The sequence below is a fragment of the Lentzea sp. CA-135723 genome, from assembly GCF_050936595.1.
Lineage (GTDB): Bacteria > Actinomycetota > Actinomycetes > Mycobacteriales > Pseudonocardiaceae > Lentzea.
Genome location: NZ_JBNJMK010000001.1, coordinates 6,697,169 through 6,713,404 on the forward strand (window position 1 = coordinate 6,697,169; position 16,236 = coordinate 6,713,404).

A 16,236-nucleotide genomic window follows, 5' to 3' on the forward strand; every position below is an offset into this window, starting at 1 on the left:
CGAAGAAGGCGACTTTCGCGCTGAGTTCTTCACGATACGTTCATTCGCATGCGAACGGCGTACAAGTGTCGGGCCTACCCGACTCCCGAGCAGGCGGCAGCGTTGCACCGCACGTTCGGGTGTGTGCGTCTGGTGTGGAACAAAACCTTGGGAGCGCGCAACCTTCGCCACCGCCTTGAAGGCGTTCGCACGTCGTACCGGGAGACCGACGCTGCGCTGACTCAGTGGAAACGGACCGAGGAACTGGCGTTTCTTTCGGAGGTTTCGTGCGTGCCGCTGCAGCAGACGCTGCGCCATCAGCACAGGGCGTTCCAGAACTTCTTCGGCGGGCGCGCTCGCTACCCGAGGTTCAAGTCCCGTACCGGCCGGCAGAGCGCGCACTACACACGTTCGGCGTTCCGTATTCGCGATGGTGTCTTGACGCTGGCCAAGACCGCTGCACCGCTGCGCTTCGCCTGGTCCTTTCGAGACATCGACCTCTCCGGGCTCGACCCCACGATGGTGGTGATCTCTCGTGATCCGGATGGTCGCTGGTACGTGACGTTCGCCGTGGACGCTGCTTTGCCAACGCCGTCCGTGGGCGGCGTCGACGGTGTGGGGGTGGACCTCGGACTGATCGAGTTCATGGTCACCAGCGATGGTGAACGGGTTGCCAATCCCCGGCACTTGGCGCGCAAGGCTCGCAACCTCGTCCGCTACCAACGTCGGATGGCGCGGTGCCGACGAGACAGCAACAACCGTCGCAAAGCCAGGGCCAAGGTTGCTCGTGCCCACCGCAAGGTTCGCAACGCCCGTTCGGACTTTCTGCACCGTGTCACGACCAAGCTGGTGCGTTCCGCTCAGCTGATCGCGATTGAAGACCTCAACGTCGCGGGCATGCTCCGCAATCGCCGTTTGGCGGGCGCGATCTCCGACGCCGGCTGGGGTGAGTTCCGCAGGCAGCTCGAGTACAAGTGCGCACGTGCCGGTCGTGAGCTCGTGGTGATCGACCGCTGGTACCCGTCCACCAAGACCTGCTCTGACTGCGGTCATGTGCTTGCGAAGCTGTCCCTCTCCACCCGGCACTGGTCGTGCCCGGAGTGCCGTGCTCGACATGATCGAGACTTCAACGCGGCGAAGAACATTCTTGCGGCTGGTCGAGCCGTAGCCCGAGGCGACTCGGGCGATGCCTGCGGAGCTGGTGTCAGACGGCAAGGGTCCTCCCTTCCGCGATCGGCGATGAAACAGGAAACCCGTACCGCGAGGTGCAGCGCGTAAGCGCTACCTGCCACAAGCAGGTGGGACGTCCCGTCGGTTGCGACGGGACGAAGTCAAAGCTCGATCAGTCCTTCCAGCGGTTCGCGCGGCACCAGCGGCTCGACCGGGTGCCCGACCGCGACGGCGCCCAGCGGCTCCCAGTCGTCCGGCACGCCCAGCACCGACCGCACCAGGTCCGCGCAGAAGATCGTCGACGACACCCAGCACGAGCCGAGCCCCTCGGCGGCGAGCGCCACCAGCAGGCCCTGCACGGCGGCGCCACCGGCGACCGTGAACATCGTCTTCTCGGCGTCCGCGCGCCGGGCGTCCGGGTAGGTGTGCGCGCCGTCGCGGACCAGGAACGGCACGACGATCTCCGGCGCCTCCACCAGCAGGTCGCCGCGACGCACCCGCCGCGCGATCTGGTCGGGAGTGAACCCGTCGGCCCGCAGGTCGGTCTCCCACTGCGAGCGCATGGCCGTCAACAGCTCCGCGCGCTTCTCCCGCACGAGCACGAACCGCAACGGCTTCGTGTGGTGCGGCGCGGGCGCGGTCAACGCCGCCCCGACCGCGCGACGCACCGCGGCGAGATCGACGGGCTCGTCCGAGTAGAACCGCACGGACTTCCGCATCAGCACGGCCTGGGCGCGGCCGAGGGCGAGCGCCTCCTCCGTGCCGAGGCTGAACAGGTCGTCCTCGACGGGCCGGTTCAGGTCGCGTGCCGTGGACCCGTCGTCCACCACGTCGAACCCGCGCAGCACCGCCACCGGCACCGCGCCGAGCTTGCCCTTCACCAGGTCCGCGGCCGCCGCGATCTCGTCCGCGACCGCGACCACCGTCACGGCGAGCTCGTTGCCGTGCTCGTCCACCGCGCCCGCGTAGTCGTGCAGCACGCGGATGCCGGACGAGCCGATCGCGGCGTCGGTCTGGCCGACCCGCCAGGCGCGGCCCATCGTGTCGGTGATCACCACGGCGACCTCGACGCCCAGCGATGCCTTCAGCGCGGCGCGCAAAGACGCTGCTGACCCGTCCGGGTCCACCGGCAGCAACGCGATCTCGTCGCCGGCCACGTTCGACGCGTCCACCCCGGACGCGGCCTGCACGATGCCGAGCTTGTTCTCGGTGATCAGCGTGCGCATCTTGCGCGCGAGCACCCGCACCGACTCCGCGGCGACGTGCTCGCGCCGGATCCGGTCCCGCTCCTCGGGATCGGCCGGCACGCGGACGAGCCGTCCCTCTACTTTGGACAGCACCTTGGACGTGACGACCAGCACGTCACCGTCGCGCAGCCAGCCGGCGGCCTTCGCGATCGCTCCGGCCAGGTCGTCGCCGGGGCGAAATTCCGGCAGGCCGGTGACGGGCAGCAGCTCCAGCGCCGCCGCGGCGTGGTCAGCCAACGTCGACTCCGGCCAGCTCCAGCGCGTCGCGGGCCATCTGCGCCGTGGTGTCCACATCGGACATCAGCAGCGGAACCGCGCGAACCGCGACACCGGGCACGTCCGCGCGGTCGCCGGTGTGCACCAGCCACGCGTCCAGGATGCCGTCCTCCGAGCACTTGCGGGAGCCGTAGAGCCGCCCGACCGCCTCGGCAGAGGTCTCCACGCCGATCGCGTCCAGGCAGGCGTCCGCCATGCCCCGCAACGGTTTCCCGCCGATGATCGGCGACAGGCCCACGACCCCGGCCTCGGTCTTGCGCAACGCGTCGCGCACGCCGGGGATGTTCAGGATCGTGCCGACGCTGACGACCGGGTTCGACGGGGCCAGGACCACGGCGTCCGCCTCGGCGATCGCTTCCAGCACGCCGGGACCGGCGGTCGCGGTCTCGGCGCCGACGAACGCGAACGACTGCGCGGGGATGCCTGCCCGGTGCTTCACCCACCACTCCTGGAAGTGGATGGCCTTCGTCTCACCGTCGAGGTCGACGACGACGTGCGTCTCGACCCGGTCGTCCGACATCGGCAGCAGCCGCACGCCCGGCTTCCACCGGTCGCACAGCGCCTCCGTCACGGCGGAGAGCGGGTAGCCGGCGCGCAGCATCTGGGTGCGGACGAGGTGGGTCGCGAGGTCCCGGTCGCCGAGGCCGAACCACGACGGTTCGGCCCCGTACGCGGCGAGCTCCTCCTTGACGGTCCACGACTCGTCCGCACGGCCCCAGCCGCGTTCGGTGTCGATGCCCTCGCCCAGCGTGTACATGCAGGTGTCGAGGTCAGGGGTGATGCGCAGCCCGTGCATCCACACGTCGTCGCCGGTGTTGACCACCGCCGTGACGTCCGCTCCGAGTGCTTTGAGGCCCTGCAGGAACCTCGCGCCGCCGACCCCGCCGACCAGTGCTACGACCTTCACGCCCGCCCATGCTTCCACAGCGCCGGTTCGCCCTTACAGGTAGCGCCAGAACATGAAGGTCTCGTTGCCGGTGAACGCGAAGAACGGGTCGCCGCCGATGAGCTCGAACACGTTCATCGACAGGCTGAAGAACACGGCACTGACCTCGGAGAAGGCGATCAGGAGGGCGAACAGCACCAGGGCGCCCCACGGCCGGGCCTTCGCGCCGAACCGCTGCGCGCTGTAGGGCAGGAACGGCTCGATGGCGCCCCAGCCGTCCAAGCCGGGCACCGGGAGGATGTTGAGGACGAACGCGAACACCTGCAACAAAGCCAGGTACGAAATCGCGGCGGCGAGCGCGGTGGGTGGCGAGAAGATCGCCACGATCAGGGCCAGCAGCACGCCGATCACGAGGTTCGAAACCGGTCCCGCGAGTGAGACCAACGACTCGATCCGCTTGTTCCGCAGGGCGTGGTGGTTGATCCACACAGCGCCACCCGGAAGCGGGATTCCGCCCATGACCAGCAGCACCAGCGGCAGCACGATGCTGAGCACGGGGTCGGTGTAACGGCGGATGTCGAGGGTCAGATAACCCTTGTCACGTACGGAAAAATCGCCGCCCTTGTACGCGACGGCGGCATGCCCGAACTCGTGCAGGCACAGCGTCACCGCCCACCCGGCCAGTACGAAGAGGATGGTGCCCGACTTGATAGCGACGTTGCTCTCGAGCAGGGTGAGGGCCGCTCCGGCGACGACCGCCGCGAGCAGGCCGAGGAAGATGGGGCTGGGGCGAACCGCTGATCGCTTCACCCCTCCAGTGTGGCGTGTCTGATGGCGCTGTGGGCCGTTCGGGAACGGGTTGCGACACCTGAATCACTGTCTGTGCAGTCAGTCAAGGTTTTTGCGGCCATCCGCGCGAATATCCCCCGACGTGTGGACTCCGCTTGACCGCCCGCTGTGACGCAGGTGTAATCACATCGGTGTCATTCGTCGTTGTGGGAACGGCGTCTGGCGTCCGCCAACCGGGGAGAGCGGAAGGCGAGGAGGCGGACGAAATGCAGGAATTCGAAGAGCTCGAAGAAGATCACGTCACGCAGCCGGTCGTGCAGGGCGAGCTGTCGTACCTGTTCGACCCTGCCGACGAGCAGGACTGGCAGGAGCGCGCGCTCTGCGCGCAGACGGATCCTGAGGCGTTCTTCCCTGAAAAGGGCGGGTCGACTCGGGAGGCCAAGCGCATCTGCCTGGGCTGCGAGGTTCGGTCGGAGTGCCTGGAGTACGCGCTCCAGCACGACGAACGCTTCGGCATCTGGGGCGGTCTCAGCGAACGAGAACGCCGCAAACTGAAGAAGAGAGCTGTCTAGAAGCGTGATCTTCTTGCCTTAACTTGGGGACGTGACAAGTCCTCACCCGAGGCTCCGGACAGCGCCGGTGCTGTGCGTCCTGGTCTGCCACGACGGCGACCAGTGGCTCAGCACGGCGCTGTCTGCCTTGCGGCGCCAGCGAATTCGTCCACGGCACGTGATCGCGGTCGACACCGGATCGACAGACCGGACGGCGAAGGTCCTGGCCGAGGCCGAAGATCTGCTGGACGGGGTGCTGACCGCGCCGCGGGGCACGGGCTTCGGCACCGCCGTGCGCATCGCGGTCGAACACGCTGTTCAGCGGTGGGGCGATCCCGGCAAGTGGCTGTGGCTGCTGCACGACGACAGCGCGCCCGAACCCGACTGCCTCGTGTCGTTGCTGACCGCCGCCGAGGTGTCGCCGTCGGCCGCGGTGCTCGGTCCGCTGTGCCTCGATTGGGTGGATTCTCGGCTCGTCGTCGAGGCGGGTCTCTCGACGGATTCTTCAGGACATCGACAGACGGGTCTGTCCTCGGCGGAACATTCCGCATCGTTTCAGCAGAGCACCGAGGTTCTCGCCGTCTCGTCCGCCGGATCGTTGATCAAACGTGAGGTGTGGCACTCCCTCGGCGGTTACGACGAAGCGATGCCGTTGCTGCGCGACGATCTCGACTTCGGCTGGCGCGCTAATCGCTCAGGTCATTTGGTCCTGTGCGTACCCGTCGCACGCATGCGACATGCTCGCGCCGCAACTAAAGGCGCACGCCGTTTGGACGCGGCCATGGCACGGCCGGGTCCGTCATTTCGCGGCGTCGACCGGGCGCACGGCATGCGCACTTTCTTGGTCAATTGTTCAGCTTTCTCGTTCCTGGTGGGACTTCCGCGCCTGCTGGTCCTGTCCCTGCTGCGCGCCCTGGGCTTCCTGCTCCTCCGGCGTTTCGCCGACGCACACGCCGAGGTGGGAGCGGCCCGCTACCTCCTGACGCGAGGCCGTCTGCTCGAAGGCAGGCGCGCTCGCCGCGGCTCTTCCGTGGTGCGCGGCCTCTTCACCAGCAGACTCACCCGCCTGCGCAACGCGGTGCGCGCCGGCGCGGCCTTCCTGATCCGCCGCCGGGTGCTCGCTGACGCCGCCCTGGGTCGTTTGCCCGCAACCGATTCCGGATCGACCTGGCTTGAACCGTCCGAAGTGGACTCCCGCCCGGTGGGCCCGTCCGCGCTGCCGGCCGGAGCGTCGCGCGGCCGCCCCCGCGTGGCGGGCCTGCGCCGCCCACCCGTCGTGGTCCCCGTGGACGCCGCACTGCCGGGTGCTCTGCGTCCGTCCCCGCGCCCTCGCCCGTCGCCCGGTCCGCGCGGCGCACCCGGCATGGTCTTCGTCGAGGTCGACCAGTCGCGCGTGCTGCGCTCCCTGCTGCTGGCACCGCCGGTGCTGCTCCTGCTGAGCCTCTCGGTCGTCGCGCTGGTCGCCAACTGGTCTCGCCTCGGCCTGGACCTCGCCGGCGGACGCCTGCTCCCCGTCGGCACAGCGGGGGAGGTCTGGTCGACCTACCTGGCGTCGTGGCACCCGGTGGGCGGCGGCACCGCGGCACCCGCTCCCGCAGCGTTGGCCGTCCTCGGGCTGATCCCTGGCGGACCGTCGTTCGCCGTCGCGTTGTTGTTGCTCGGCGATATCCCCCTCGCCGCGTTGTCGGCCTACATCGCGTCACGCGGCTTGCGCGTACGACGTTCCGTGCGCGCGGTGGTCGCCGCCTTCTACGGTCTGCTGCCTGTAGCCACCACGGCCGTGTCCGAAGGTCGCCTGGACGTCGTCGTCGTGCACATCGTCACGCCCGTGGTGTTCGCTGGCGTCTTCGCGGTCTTGCGCGCGTCGTCCACCCACGCCTGGCTGCCGATGGCGTCCGGCACGGCCATCGGCGTGGCCGTGCTCGGCGCGTTCTCACCTCTGACGCACGTCGTGATCATCGTGGGAGCCCTGGCCGGCTTCCTGGCCGTGACCGGCGGGGCTCGGCGGATCGCCGCCCTGTTCGCCATCGTGCTGCTACCGATGGCGTTGCTCGTGCCGTGGCCCGCCGTGCTGCTGCAACACCCCGACATGGTCCTGAACGGCCTCGGCGCCGCCTACTCCTCGCCGCCACCCAACCTGATCGTGTGTTCGGTGTTCGTCGCGGCGGCGTTCGCTGCTGCTGTGCTGCGCCCCAACGCGTTGATGCTGCCTGGACTCTTGGTGATCGTGCTGTCCATCGGCGCCCTCGCCGCCGTGGCCGCCGTAGGTGCGTGGCCCGGGACGCCTTTGGTGTTGTTGGCGTGGGGACTCGTGTGTGTGGTGCTCGCCGGCTGCCAACGCGGCGTGCCACCGGGCATCGCCCGGTTGGCCCGCGTTCGCCGTGCCGTGTACGTCGTCGGCGTGGTGACGCTGGTGAGCTTGGGGGTCGCCGGGCTGCTGGACCTGCGGTCCGGGCCGTTGAAGGCCGACGGCGGGGTCGCGCTGAACGCGTCGCTGACGTCCGAGCTGGAGCGGACCGGGCGCTCGGTGCTGATCCTCGGATCGCCCGTGCGTCAGGTCGCCGGGCGGATGCCGGCCTTCGGCGACGACGACCTGGTGCCGACCGTGTCCTCGCCCGCCCGGTTGCGGCGGTGGAACTCGGCACTGCTGGACGGCGGGGCGGGAGCGAAGCTGGCACTGGCACAGGCCGCGTCGTCCGGCGTCTCGTTCGTGGTGCTGCCGTCCGAGGATGCCGCGGCTCGGGTGCGCGGTGCGGTGGGGGAGCTGGTGTCGGAGGCACCTCGGGCGTCGGACGGCCGGCCGGTGCTGCGGCTGAGGCTGGCGGCGGACACCGGGGTGTTGCTGGCGCCCGACCTGGCCCGGCGGGCGCGAACCGGTGGGGAGCCGCCGGATGCGCTGGGCGCTGACGGGGTGGCGCCGGTCAACGTGACGCTGCCCGAGGTGGCGGTTCGGGTTTCGCCTGGTGGGGAGGGGCGGGTGCTGGTGCTCGCCGCCGAGGACGAACCGGGGTGGCGGGTGTTCGTGAACGGGGCCGAGGTGCCCGTGGTGCGAGCCTGGGGTCACCTGGTCGGGGTGCCGTTGCCGGGGGACGGGGCTGAGGTTCGGGCGTCTCTGAGCACGACGCTGCGGGACTTCTTGCTGTTGGGGCAGGCGGCGGCCGCGTTGTTCACGCTGCTGACCGCGATCCCTACTCGGCGGCGGGGTTCGCCTGGTCCGTAGGTGGTTGCCTGGTTCGTCGGGGTTCGCCTGGGGTCCGTAGGGTTCGCCTGGTCCGTTGGGTTCCCCGGTTGCGGGCGGCGGGTTCCTGGTGCGTGCTTCCCTCCGGGGGCTCTGCCCCCAGACCCCCGGCAATCTGATCGGGGGCACCGCGCCGTGAGCAGGCTGATGGCACGCCTGTTTGTGTTGGGCGGCTGCCTGTTGGGTTGGTGGTGGGGTCCCGTCACAAGTCGAGCCAAGAGCGGGCCACACCAGAGCAGGGGTGTCAAACGGACGAAAAGCGTGTCCGTTTGACACCCCTGCTCTGGTGCAGCAAGAGCTGTGGCGCGACTCGTGACGGGACCCCACCGCCGGGCCCTCTTGGCTCAAGACAAGAGCCAACCGCCTCGGCTTCGCCGTCGGGTCGGCTCGCCTTCGGCTTCGCGTGCCGTCGGGTCGGCTCGCCTTCGGCTTCGCGTGCCGTCAGGCGTGCCGTTTCTTGATCGCCTTGGCTGTCAGACCCCGTCGGTACGTTGGGTCGCGGGGGACTCCGAAGCCGAGGGGACCCCTGCGCGAGCGTGCGCGAGGTCTCGATCGGGTGTGAGGGGCGTCTCAGCCCTCGTCCACCACGTCCGGGTCCAGGCCCAGGTAGTTCGCCACCTGCTCGATCAGCACGTCGTGCACCAGGTCGGCCAGGTCCGCGCCGTCCTTCGCCCGCGCCTCCAGGGGGCGGCGGTAGAGAACGATCCGGGCACGGTTGTCGGACCCCGGAGGCAGCAGGCGGGCCAGCGGGACGTTGCCGTCCTCGACCACGCCGTCCTCGCCCTCGACCTGCACCTCCGGCACGTCGTCCACGGCCACGTCGAGCTGGGTGAGTTCGGTGCGCCAGCGGGCCTCGATCGGCTCCAGAGCCTCGATGACCAGGGCGTCGAAGCGTTCTGCTCTCGAGCGGGCCGCCGGGAGGGTGGCCGGGTAGAGCGGGCCGCGCAGGCCTCTGCCGTGCCGGTCGCGGTTGCGTCGGCGCGGCGAATTCTGCCGCTGGGAACCCCGTGCCATCACCACAACCCAGCAGCCTAGTTGTTCGCTCCGACGACTAAACACAGCGTGCCTCACACACAGCATCCCGTGGACGCGCTATCGTCCCCGATCGTGCGGAGCGTGAGACGGTGCTCGCGAACCGGGTGTGCTAACCCGGCTGTCGCCACGCTCACCTACGCCTATGCGGACTCCACCGCGGTCGTCGGGCCGCTCGCCACGTACTCCGAACCGCACAGTTACGACCTGTGCGAGGAGCACGCGCTGCGGCTCACCGCGCCACGCGGTTGGGAGGTCGTGAGGCACCAGGGTGAGTTCGCGGCGCCCGAGCCGAGCGTGGACGACCTGACGGCCCTGGCCGAGGCGGTGCGCGAGGCCGGGCGCGCTGACGTGTCCCCGAAACTGCCCGACGTGCCCGCGGGCAGCGCCGGCAGTCATCGGCGCGGTCACCTGCGGGTGTTGCCCGACCCGCACGAGGACTGAGCGACCACACGCACCACTAATCTTCTCGCCGGTAGGCTGCCGAGCAGTGGCCGTCAAGAGCGAGTTTCCTGGGAGTGTGCGGCGTGCGTGACCTGTCCGGCATCGTCAAGGCGTACGACATCCGTGGGGTGGTCGGCGAGCAGCTGGACGCCGGCCTGGTTCGTGACTTCGGCGCGGCGTTCGCCCGCCTCGTCGGCGGACCGACCATCGTCATCGGCCACGACATGCGCGACTCCTCGCCAGAGCTGAGCCGGGCGTTCGCCGCGGGCGCGCAGGCGCAGGGCGTGAACGTCATCAGCATCGGCCTGGCCAGCACGGACATGCTCTACTTCGCGTCCGGCAAGCTCGACCTGCCCGGTGCCATGTTCACCGCGAGCCACAACCCGGCGCAGTACAACGGCATCAAGCTCTGCCGCGCGGGCGCGAGCCCCGTCGGCCAGGACACCGGCCTCGGACAGATCCGCAGCGACGCCGAGAACCAGGTCGCCGACGCCGAGGGCGTCACCGAGGGCACCTTCGAAGAGCGCGACATGCTCGCGGAGTACGCCGAGTACCTGAACCAGCTGGTCAACCTCAAGGACATCCGCCCGCTCAAGATCGTCGTGGACGCGGGCAACGGCATGGGCGGCTACACCGTGCCGCAGGTCTTCGAGGGCCTGCCCATCGAGGTCATCCCCATGTACTTCGAGCTGGACGGCAGCTTCCCGAACCACGAGGCCAACCCGCTCGACCCGAAGAACATCGTCGACCTGCAGGCCCGCACCAGGGCCGAGGGCGCCGACGCCGGTGTCGCGTTCGACGGCGACGCGGACCGCTGCTTCGTCGTGGACGAGAACGGCGACCCGGTCAGCCCGTCCGCGATCACCGCGCTGGTGGCCGTCCGCGAGCTCGCCAAGGACCCCGGCGGCACGATCATCCACAACCTGATCACGTCGCACGCGGTGCCGGAGATCGTCAAGGAGCACGGCGGCAACCCCGTGCGCACGCGCGTGGGCCACTCGTTCATCAAGGAGGAGATGGCCAAGACCGGCGCCATCTTCGGCGGTGAGCACTCCGCGCACTACTACTTCCGCGACTTCTGGCGCGCCGACACCGGCATGCTGGCCGCGCTGCACGTGCTGGCCGCGCTGGGCGAGCAGGACGGCCCGCTGTCGAAGCTCACCGAGGTCTACAACCGCTACGCCGCCTCCGGCGAGATCAACTCGACCGTGGCCGACCAGGCCGGTCGTCTCTCCGCCATCAAGGACGCGTACGGCTCCAAGGACGGCGTCACGATCGACGAGCTCGACGGTCTCACCGTGCAGCTGGCGGACGGGTCGTGGTTCAACCTGCGGGCGTCGAACACCGAGCCGCTGCTGCGCCTGAACGTCGAAGCCGCCACCCCCGAGGCCGTCGCCGCGCTCAGCGACGAGGTCCTCGCGATCGTGCGGGCCTGAGGAGAGAACCGTGGCCGTCAAGCTCGAAGAGCAGTTGCTGGAAATCCTCGCCTGCCCGTGCCCGGAGCACGCTCCGTTGCAGGTCGGGACGCCGAATGACCCCGAGGCCGACTTCCTCACGTGCACGTCGTGCGGCAGGTCGTTCCCGGTGCGCGACGGCATCCCGGTGCTGCTGCTGGACGAGGCGGTCGAGCCGCCGTCGGCTGGGTGACGTAGGTGCTCGACGACACGCTGCTCGACGACTCGGGCCGCCTCGCCGACGCCGACACGGGTGGCTGGCTGCGCGCCGCCGCACGGGCGGGGGCCCAGGTCCGCTCCACCGCCGAGGCCGCGGCCGAGGCGGGGGTGGAGCGGATCTTCGCCGAACGCCCGCGCGCGGTCGTGCTGGTCACCCGGCCCGGCCACGCGGTGGCGGTCGCGGGCATCGTCACGGCGTTGCTCGGTCCCGGCTGCCCGGTTCCGGTCGTGCTGGCCGACGAGGTGCCGCCGTGGGTCGGTGCCCTCGACGTGGTGCTCGCGCACACCGAGGACCCCGGTGACCGGGTGCTCGCCGAGTCGATCGACCGGGCCGTCCGCCGGGGCGCCCGCACGTTGCTGACGGCGCCGGACGCGGGTCCGGTCGCCGCCGCTGCCGCGGGCCGCGGTGTGCTGCTGGCGCCGCGCATCGACGTCCCGCCCGGCTTCAGCTTCCCGCGCGCGCTCGCCGCGTGGCTGCTGGTGCTGCACGCGCTCGGGCTGCTCAAGGTCGACGTCGAGCTCATCGCCGACGAGCTCGACCGCGAGGCCGAGCGCGACCACCCGATGCACGAGTCGTTCGTGAACCCGGCGAAGTCGCTCGCGTTGCGCGTCGCCGACCGCACGCCGTTGCTGTGGGGCCTCGACGAGGTCGCCACGGCCGTGGGCGTGCACGGCGCGGGCGTGCTGGCGGCGTTCGCGGGTGTCGCGAGCGACGTCTGCGGGTACCCGCAGGCGTTGACCCGCCCGGTGCTGCACCGCCGCGCGGTGCAGGGAACCTCTGGTGCAGATCTCTTCGCGGACCCGGACGACGAGCCGGGCAGCGGACTCGTGCGCGTGCTGTTGCTGGCCGTGCGCCAAGGGCCGGTCGCCGACGCCGTGCGGCACGCGGCCGAGGACGCGTTGCCGGGAGCCGACGTGCTGGAGCCGGCCGTCGAGGTGGCGGGAGGCGACGCGGTCAGCGCCGCGCTGCTGGCCCTCCGGTTCGAACTGGCCGCGTTGTACCTCGGGCTCGCCGCCGGAACGCTCGGCGGCAACCCGTACTGAATTGGGAGCTGACTCAGAAGTGGACCTGCTGCACAACGCGGTCAGGCCGTACGCGTGGGGATCACGCACGGCCATCGCCGAGCTGCTCGGGAAGGAGGTGCCCGCACCCCATCCCGAGGCAGAGCTGTGGATGGGCGCCCACCCCGGCGACCCGTCCCGCGTCGTCGGCGCGGACGGCGCCGAGCGCTCGCTGCTCGAACTGCTGACGGCGGACCCCGACGGCCAGCTCGGCACGCAGGTCGCCGCGAGGTGGGGCAGCAGGCTCCCGTTCCTGCTCAAGGTGCTCGCCGCCGAGGAGGCGTTGAGCCTGCAGGCGCACCCGTCGGCGGCGCAGGCGGCGGAGGGGTTCGCGGCGGAGGAAGCACGGCTCGTGCCGCACGACTCGCCGGTCCGCAACTACAAGGACCCGGCCGCCAAGCCCGAGCTGATCTGCGCGCTGACCGAGTTCCACGCGCTGGCGGGTTTCCGCGAGCCGTCCCGCACGGTCTCGTTGCTGCGCACCCTGGACGCTCCCGCGCTCGCCCCGTACACCGAGATGCTGGTGGCGCAGCCGGACTCGTCGGGCCTGCGCGCCCTGTTCACGATGCTGATCACGCTGCCGCAGACATCGCTGTCGTCGTTGCTGCCGCAGGTGCTCGACGCGTGCGTGCTGCACGTGAAGGAGCATGGCGAGTTCGACATGGAGTGCCGCACGATCCTGGAGCTCGGCGAGTCGTACCCCGGTGACGCGGGCGTGCTGGCCGCGTTGCTGCTGAACCGGATCGTGCTCCAGCCCGGTGAGGCGATCCACCTGCCCGCCGGCAACCTGCACGCGTACCTGCGGGGAACGGGCATCGAGATCCTGGCGAACTCGGACAACGTCCTGCGCTGCGGCCTCACGCCGAAGCACGTCGACGTGCCCGAGCTGCTGCGCGTGCTCGACTTCACGTGCGGTGACATGGAGGTCATGCTGGGCGAGGAGGTCCAGCCGGGCGTCCGCGTCTACCGCACGCCCGCGCCGGAGTTCGAACTGTCCAGGTTGGACCTGACGGGCGAGACGCGGATCAACCACCACGGTCCGCAGATCATGATTTGCACGTCCGGTGCCGTGGTACTCACGAACGCGCGCGGTGAGGAACTGAGGCTGTCCCGCGGCGAGTCCGTGTGGCTGCCCGCGTCGGACCCCGCCGTCCTGGTGCGACCGGATGGTGTCGAATCCGCTGAACTTTTCCGCGCGACGGCCGGAACAGACTAAGGTTCGGCCGGACAAACCGGACTGGTTGCAAGGAGACAGGCGTGTCAGCAGGGGGCGGGACCAAGGCGATCGTCGCGGCGTTGGTGGCGAACGCCGGTATCGCGGTGGCCAAGTTCGTCGGATTCTTGATCACCGGCTCGTCGTCGATGCTGGCCGAGTCGGTGCACTCGGTCGCGGACACGTCGAACCAGGGCCTGCTGCTGCTGGGCCAGAAGACGGCACAGCGCAGGGCGACCAAGCTGCACCCGTTCGGCTACGGCCGGGACAGGTACTTCTGGTCGTTCGTCGTGGCGCTGATGCTCTTCACCCTGGGCTCGGTCTTCGCCCTGTACGAGGGCATCCACAAGCTCCAGGAACCCGAGGGCCTCTCCAGCCCGCTCGTCGCGGTCGGCATCCTCGTCGTCGCGATCGGCCTGGAGAGCTACAGCTTCGTCACCGCGATCAACGAGTCGAAGAAGATCAAGGGCGACGCCACCTGGTGGGGCTTCATCCGCAACTCCCGCACGCCGGAACTGCCCGTCGTGCTGCTGGAGGACCTCGGCGCGCTCGTCGGTCTGGTGCTGGCCCTGCTCGGCGTCGGCCTCACGACCGTCACCGGCGACCCGGTCTTCGACGCCCTCGGCACCATCGCGATCGGTGTGCTGCTCGGCATCATCGCGGTCATCCTCATCATCGAGATGAAGTCGCTGCTGATCGGTGAGGGCGCGTCGGACGCCGACCTCGACGTGATCATCGACGAGCTGGCCGCCGGCAAGGTGCAGCGGGTCATCCACATCAAGACCCAGTACATCGGGCCGGAGGAGCTGCTGGTCGCGGCGAAGATCGCGCTGGAGCCCCGGTTGCCGCTGGACGAGGTGGCCCAGGCGATCAACGACGCCGAGCACCGGGTGCGCAACAAGGTGCCGCACGCCCGGTTGATCTACCTGGAGCCGGACCTCGACCGGTCCACGGTCTCCACCACCTCCTGATCTCGTTCTCCCAGAACCGCCCCGGGTTAACTCCCGGGGCGGTTTTGTCGTACCGAGACAGAACGCCGGACAAACCCCGGGCAGGAGCTATAGGCATCTCAGCAGGTGGATACCTCTAGGGTGGGCCGGACGAGTTCCATCAAGGAGGTATGCACCGTGCCGGGGAACGGGTTGTGGCGCACCAAGTCCATCGAGCAGTCGATCGCGGACACCGACGAGCCGGGTACCAAGCTCCGCAAGGACCTGACGGCGTGGGACCTCACCGTCTTCGGTGTCGCGGTCGTCATCGGTGCCGGCATCTTCACGCTCACGGCGAGCACCGCCGGGAACATCGCGGGGCCCTCGGTCTCGCTGTCGTTCGTGCTGGCGGCGATCGCCTGCGCGCTGGCCGCGTTGTGCTACGCCGAGTTCGCCTCGACGGTGCCGGTCGCGGGTAGCGCCTACACGTTCTCGTACGCGACCTTCGGCGAGTTCGCGGCGTGGATCATCGGCTGGGACCTGGTGCTGGAGTTCGCGGTCGGGTCGGCCGCGGTGGCCAAGGGGTGGTCGGCGTACCTGCAGACCACGCTGGGGCTGTTCGGGTTCGACGTGAAGACCGAGGTCGGGGACGGCATCAAGTTCGACTGGGGCGCTGTGCTGCTGGTCGCGGTGCTCACCGTCCTGCTCGTCGTCGGCACGAAGCTGAGCTCGCGGGTCAGCGCCGTCATCACGGCCATCAAGGTCGCGGTGGTGCTGCTGGTGATCGTGCTGGGCGTCAGCTACATCAAGGCCGAGAACTACTCGCCGTTCATCCCGCCCGCCGCCGAGGCCGGTCCCGCCGCGCACACGGGGATCGAGCAGTCGCTGTTCTCCTTGATCACGGGCTACTCGGGCAGCACCTACGGCGTGCTCGGCATGCTGGCCGCGGCGAGCATCGTGTTCTTCGCGTTCATCGGGTTCGACGTCGTGGCGACCACGGCGGAGGAGACGAAGAACCCGCAGAAGGCCGTGCCGCGCGGCATCCTCGGCTCGCTCGCGATCGTCACGGTGCTGTACGTCGCCGTCACGCTGGTGATCACCGGCATGGTGCCGTACAAGGAGCTCGCGACGCAGCCGGACGGTTCCCGCGCCACGCTGGCGAGTGCGTTCGCGCAGAACGGGGTCGACTGGGCCGCGACGGTGATCTCGGTCGGTGCGCTGGCCGGTCTCACGACCGTGGTCATGGTGCTGATGCTCGGTCAGAGCCGCGTGCTGTTCGCCATGTCGAGGGACGGGTTGCTGCCGCGCGGGCTGGCGAAGACCGGTAGCCACGGGACGCCCACGCGGATCACGATCATCATCGGTGTGCTGGTGGCGGTCGCCGCCGGCTTCTTCCCGGCCGGGAAGCTCGAAGAGATGGTGAACGTCGGCACGCTGTTCGCGTTCATCCTCGTGTCGGCGGGCGTGATGGTGCTGCGCAGGACGCGGCCCGATCTCGAACGCGGCTTCCGCGTGCCGCTCGTGCCGTTGGTGCCGATCCTCGCGATCATCGCCTGCGCGTGGCTGATGCTGAACCTGACCGCGCTCACGTGGGTCCGGTTCCTCATCTGGATGGCGCTCGGCGTGGTCGTCTACTTCGCCTACAGCCGGCGCAACTCCGTGCTGGGCAGGACGGGGCAGAGCAAGGTCGAGTCCGAACCGGTGGTCAAGCACGGTGAAGAGCCCGGCGTCTAGCTCATGACCAACT

At 69.7% G+C, this 16,236-nt stretch carries 14 protein-coding genes; 10 read left to right on the forward strand and 4 right to left on the reverse strand.

Features of this window, described 5'->3' with window-relative positions; translation table 11 throughout:
• The first annotated feature begins 48 nt into the window (after window positions 1-48).
• Window positions 49-1,257: an RNA-guided endonuclease InsQ/TnpB family protein gene (locus tag ACQEU1_RS31400; RefSeq protein WP_433209517.1), complete on the forward strand. Its 1,209-nt coding sequence runs from the start codon at window positions 49-51 to the stop codon at window positions 1,255-1,257.
• A gap of 53 nt (window positions 1,258-1,310) precedes the next feature.
• Here ACQEU1_RS31400 and ACQEU1_RS31405 read toward each other — a convergent pair whose 3' ends face one another.
• From ACQEU1_RS31405 to ACQEU1_RS31415, 3 genes are read right to left on the reverse strand one after another with little or no spacing between them, the layout of a single operon-like run.
• On the reverse strand, window positions 1,311-2,633 hold the full coding sequence (locus tag ACQEU1_RS31405; RefSeq protein WP_433209520.1) for a coenzyme F420-0:L-glutamate ligase: 1,323 nt from the start codon (window positions 2,631-2,633) through the stop codon (window positions 1,311-1,313).
• The gene (gene cofD / locus ACQEU1_RS31410; protein WP_433209523.1) at window positions 2,626-3,579 is read right to left on the reverse strand and encodes a 2-phospho-L-lactate transferase; all 954 of its coding nucleotides are present in this window, start codon (window positions 3,577-3,579) and stop codon (window positions 2,626-2,628) included. Before cofD ends, ACQEU1_RS31405 begins: the two co-directional genes overlap by 8 nt.
• Window positions 3,580-3,612: 33 nt before the next feature.
• Entirely contained in the window at window positions 3,613-4,368 is a 756-nt protein-coding gene (locus ACQEU1_RS31415) for a site-2 protease family protein (protein WP_433209526.1), read from the reverse strand.
• A 245-nt stretch (window positions 4,369-4,613) separates the two neighbouring features.
• Here ACQEU1_RS31415 and ACQEU1_RS31420 point away from each other — a divergent pair, with 245 nt between their 5' ends.
• Window positions 4,614-4,919 (forward strand): WhiB family transcriptional regulator, encoded by a 306-nt coding sequence (locus ACQEU1_RS31420; RefSeq protein WP_051784712.1) that lies wholly within the window; start codon window positions 4,614-4,616, stop codon window positions 4,917-4,919.
• A 31-nt stretch (window positions 4,920-4,950) separates the two neighbouring features.
• Window positions 4,951-8,118, forward strand: a complete 3,168-nt coding sequence (locus tag ACQEU1_RS31425) for a glycosyltransferase (protein ID WP_433209530.1) — start codon at window positions 4,951-4,953, stop codon at window positions 8,116-8,118.
• Between the two features lie 588 nt (window positions 8,119-8,706).
• On the opposite strand, the gene ACQEU1_RS31430 is transcribed toward ACQEU1_RS31425, so the two are convergent.
• Window positions 8,707-9,150, reverse strand: a complete 444-nt coding sequence (locus tag ACQEU1_RS31430; protein WP_382443527.1) for a metallopeptidase family protein — start codon at window positions 9,148-9,150, stop codon at window positions 8,707-8,709.
• A gap of 93 nt (window positions 9,151-9,243) precedes the next feature.
• On the opposite strand from ACQEU1_RS31430, the gene ACQEU1_RS31435 reads away from it, so the two are divergent.
• The 7 genes from ACQEU1_RS31435 to ACQEU1_RS31465 all read left to right on the forward strand — a co-directional run bounded on the left by ACQEU1_RS31435 (window position 9,244) and on the right by ACQEU1_RS31465 (window position 16,223).
• A complete protein-coding gene (locus ACQEU1_RS31435) occupies window positions 9,244-9,612 on the forward strand; it encodes a DUF3499 domain-containing protein (RefSeq protein ID WP_285643984.1) in 369 nt (122 codons plus the stop codon).
• Window positions 9,613-9,695: 83 nt separating this feature from the next.
• A complete protein-coding gene (locus ACQEU1_RS31440; protein ID WP_433209534.1) occupies window positions 9,696-11,048 on the forward strand; it encodes a phosphomannomutase/phosphoglucomutase in 1,353 nt (450 codons plus the stop codon).
• Window positions 11,049-11,058: 10 nt separating this feature from the next.
• The gene (locus ACQEU1_RS31445; RefSeq protein WP_285643981.1) at window positions 11,059-11,259 is read left to right on the forward strand and encodes a Trm112 family protein; all 201 of its coding nucleotides are present in this window, start codon (window positions 11,059-11,061) and stop codon (window positions 11,257-11,259) included.
• 5 nt (window positions 11,260-11,264) lie between these two features.
• Window positions 11,265-12,329, forward strand: a complete 1,065-nt coding sequence (locus ACQEU1_RS31450; RefSeq protein WP_433209538.1) for a hypothetical protein — start codon at window positions 11,265-11,267, stop codon at window positions 12,327-12,329.
• Between the two features lie 19 nt (window positions 12,330-12,348).
• Window positions 12,349-13,563: a mannose-6-phosphate isomerase, class I gene (gene manA, locus ACQEU1_RS31455; protein ID WP_433209541.1), complete on the forward strand. Its 1,215-nt coding sequence runs from the start codon at window positions 12,349-12,351 to the stop codon at window positions 13,561-13,563.
• A 41-nt stretch (window positions 13,564-13,604) separates the two neighbouring features.
• A complete protein-coding gene (locus ACQEU1_RS31460; RefSeq protein ID WP_433209544.1) occupies window positions 13,605-14,531 on the forward strand; it encodes a cation diffusion facilitator family transporter in 927 nt (308 codons plus the stop codon).
• Window positions 14,532-14,687: 156 nt separating this feature from the next.
• Window positions 14,688-16,223 (forward strand): amino acid permease, encoded by a 1,536-nt coding sequence (locus tag ACQEU1_RS31465; RefSeq protein WP_433209547.1) that lies wholly within the window; start codon window positions 14,688-14,690, stop codon window positions 16,221-16,223.
• Window positions 16,224-16,236: the final 13 nt, after the last annotated feature.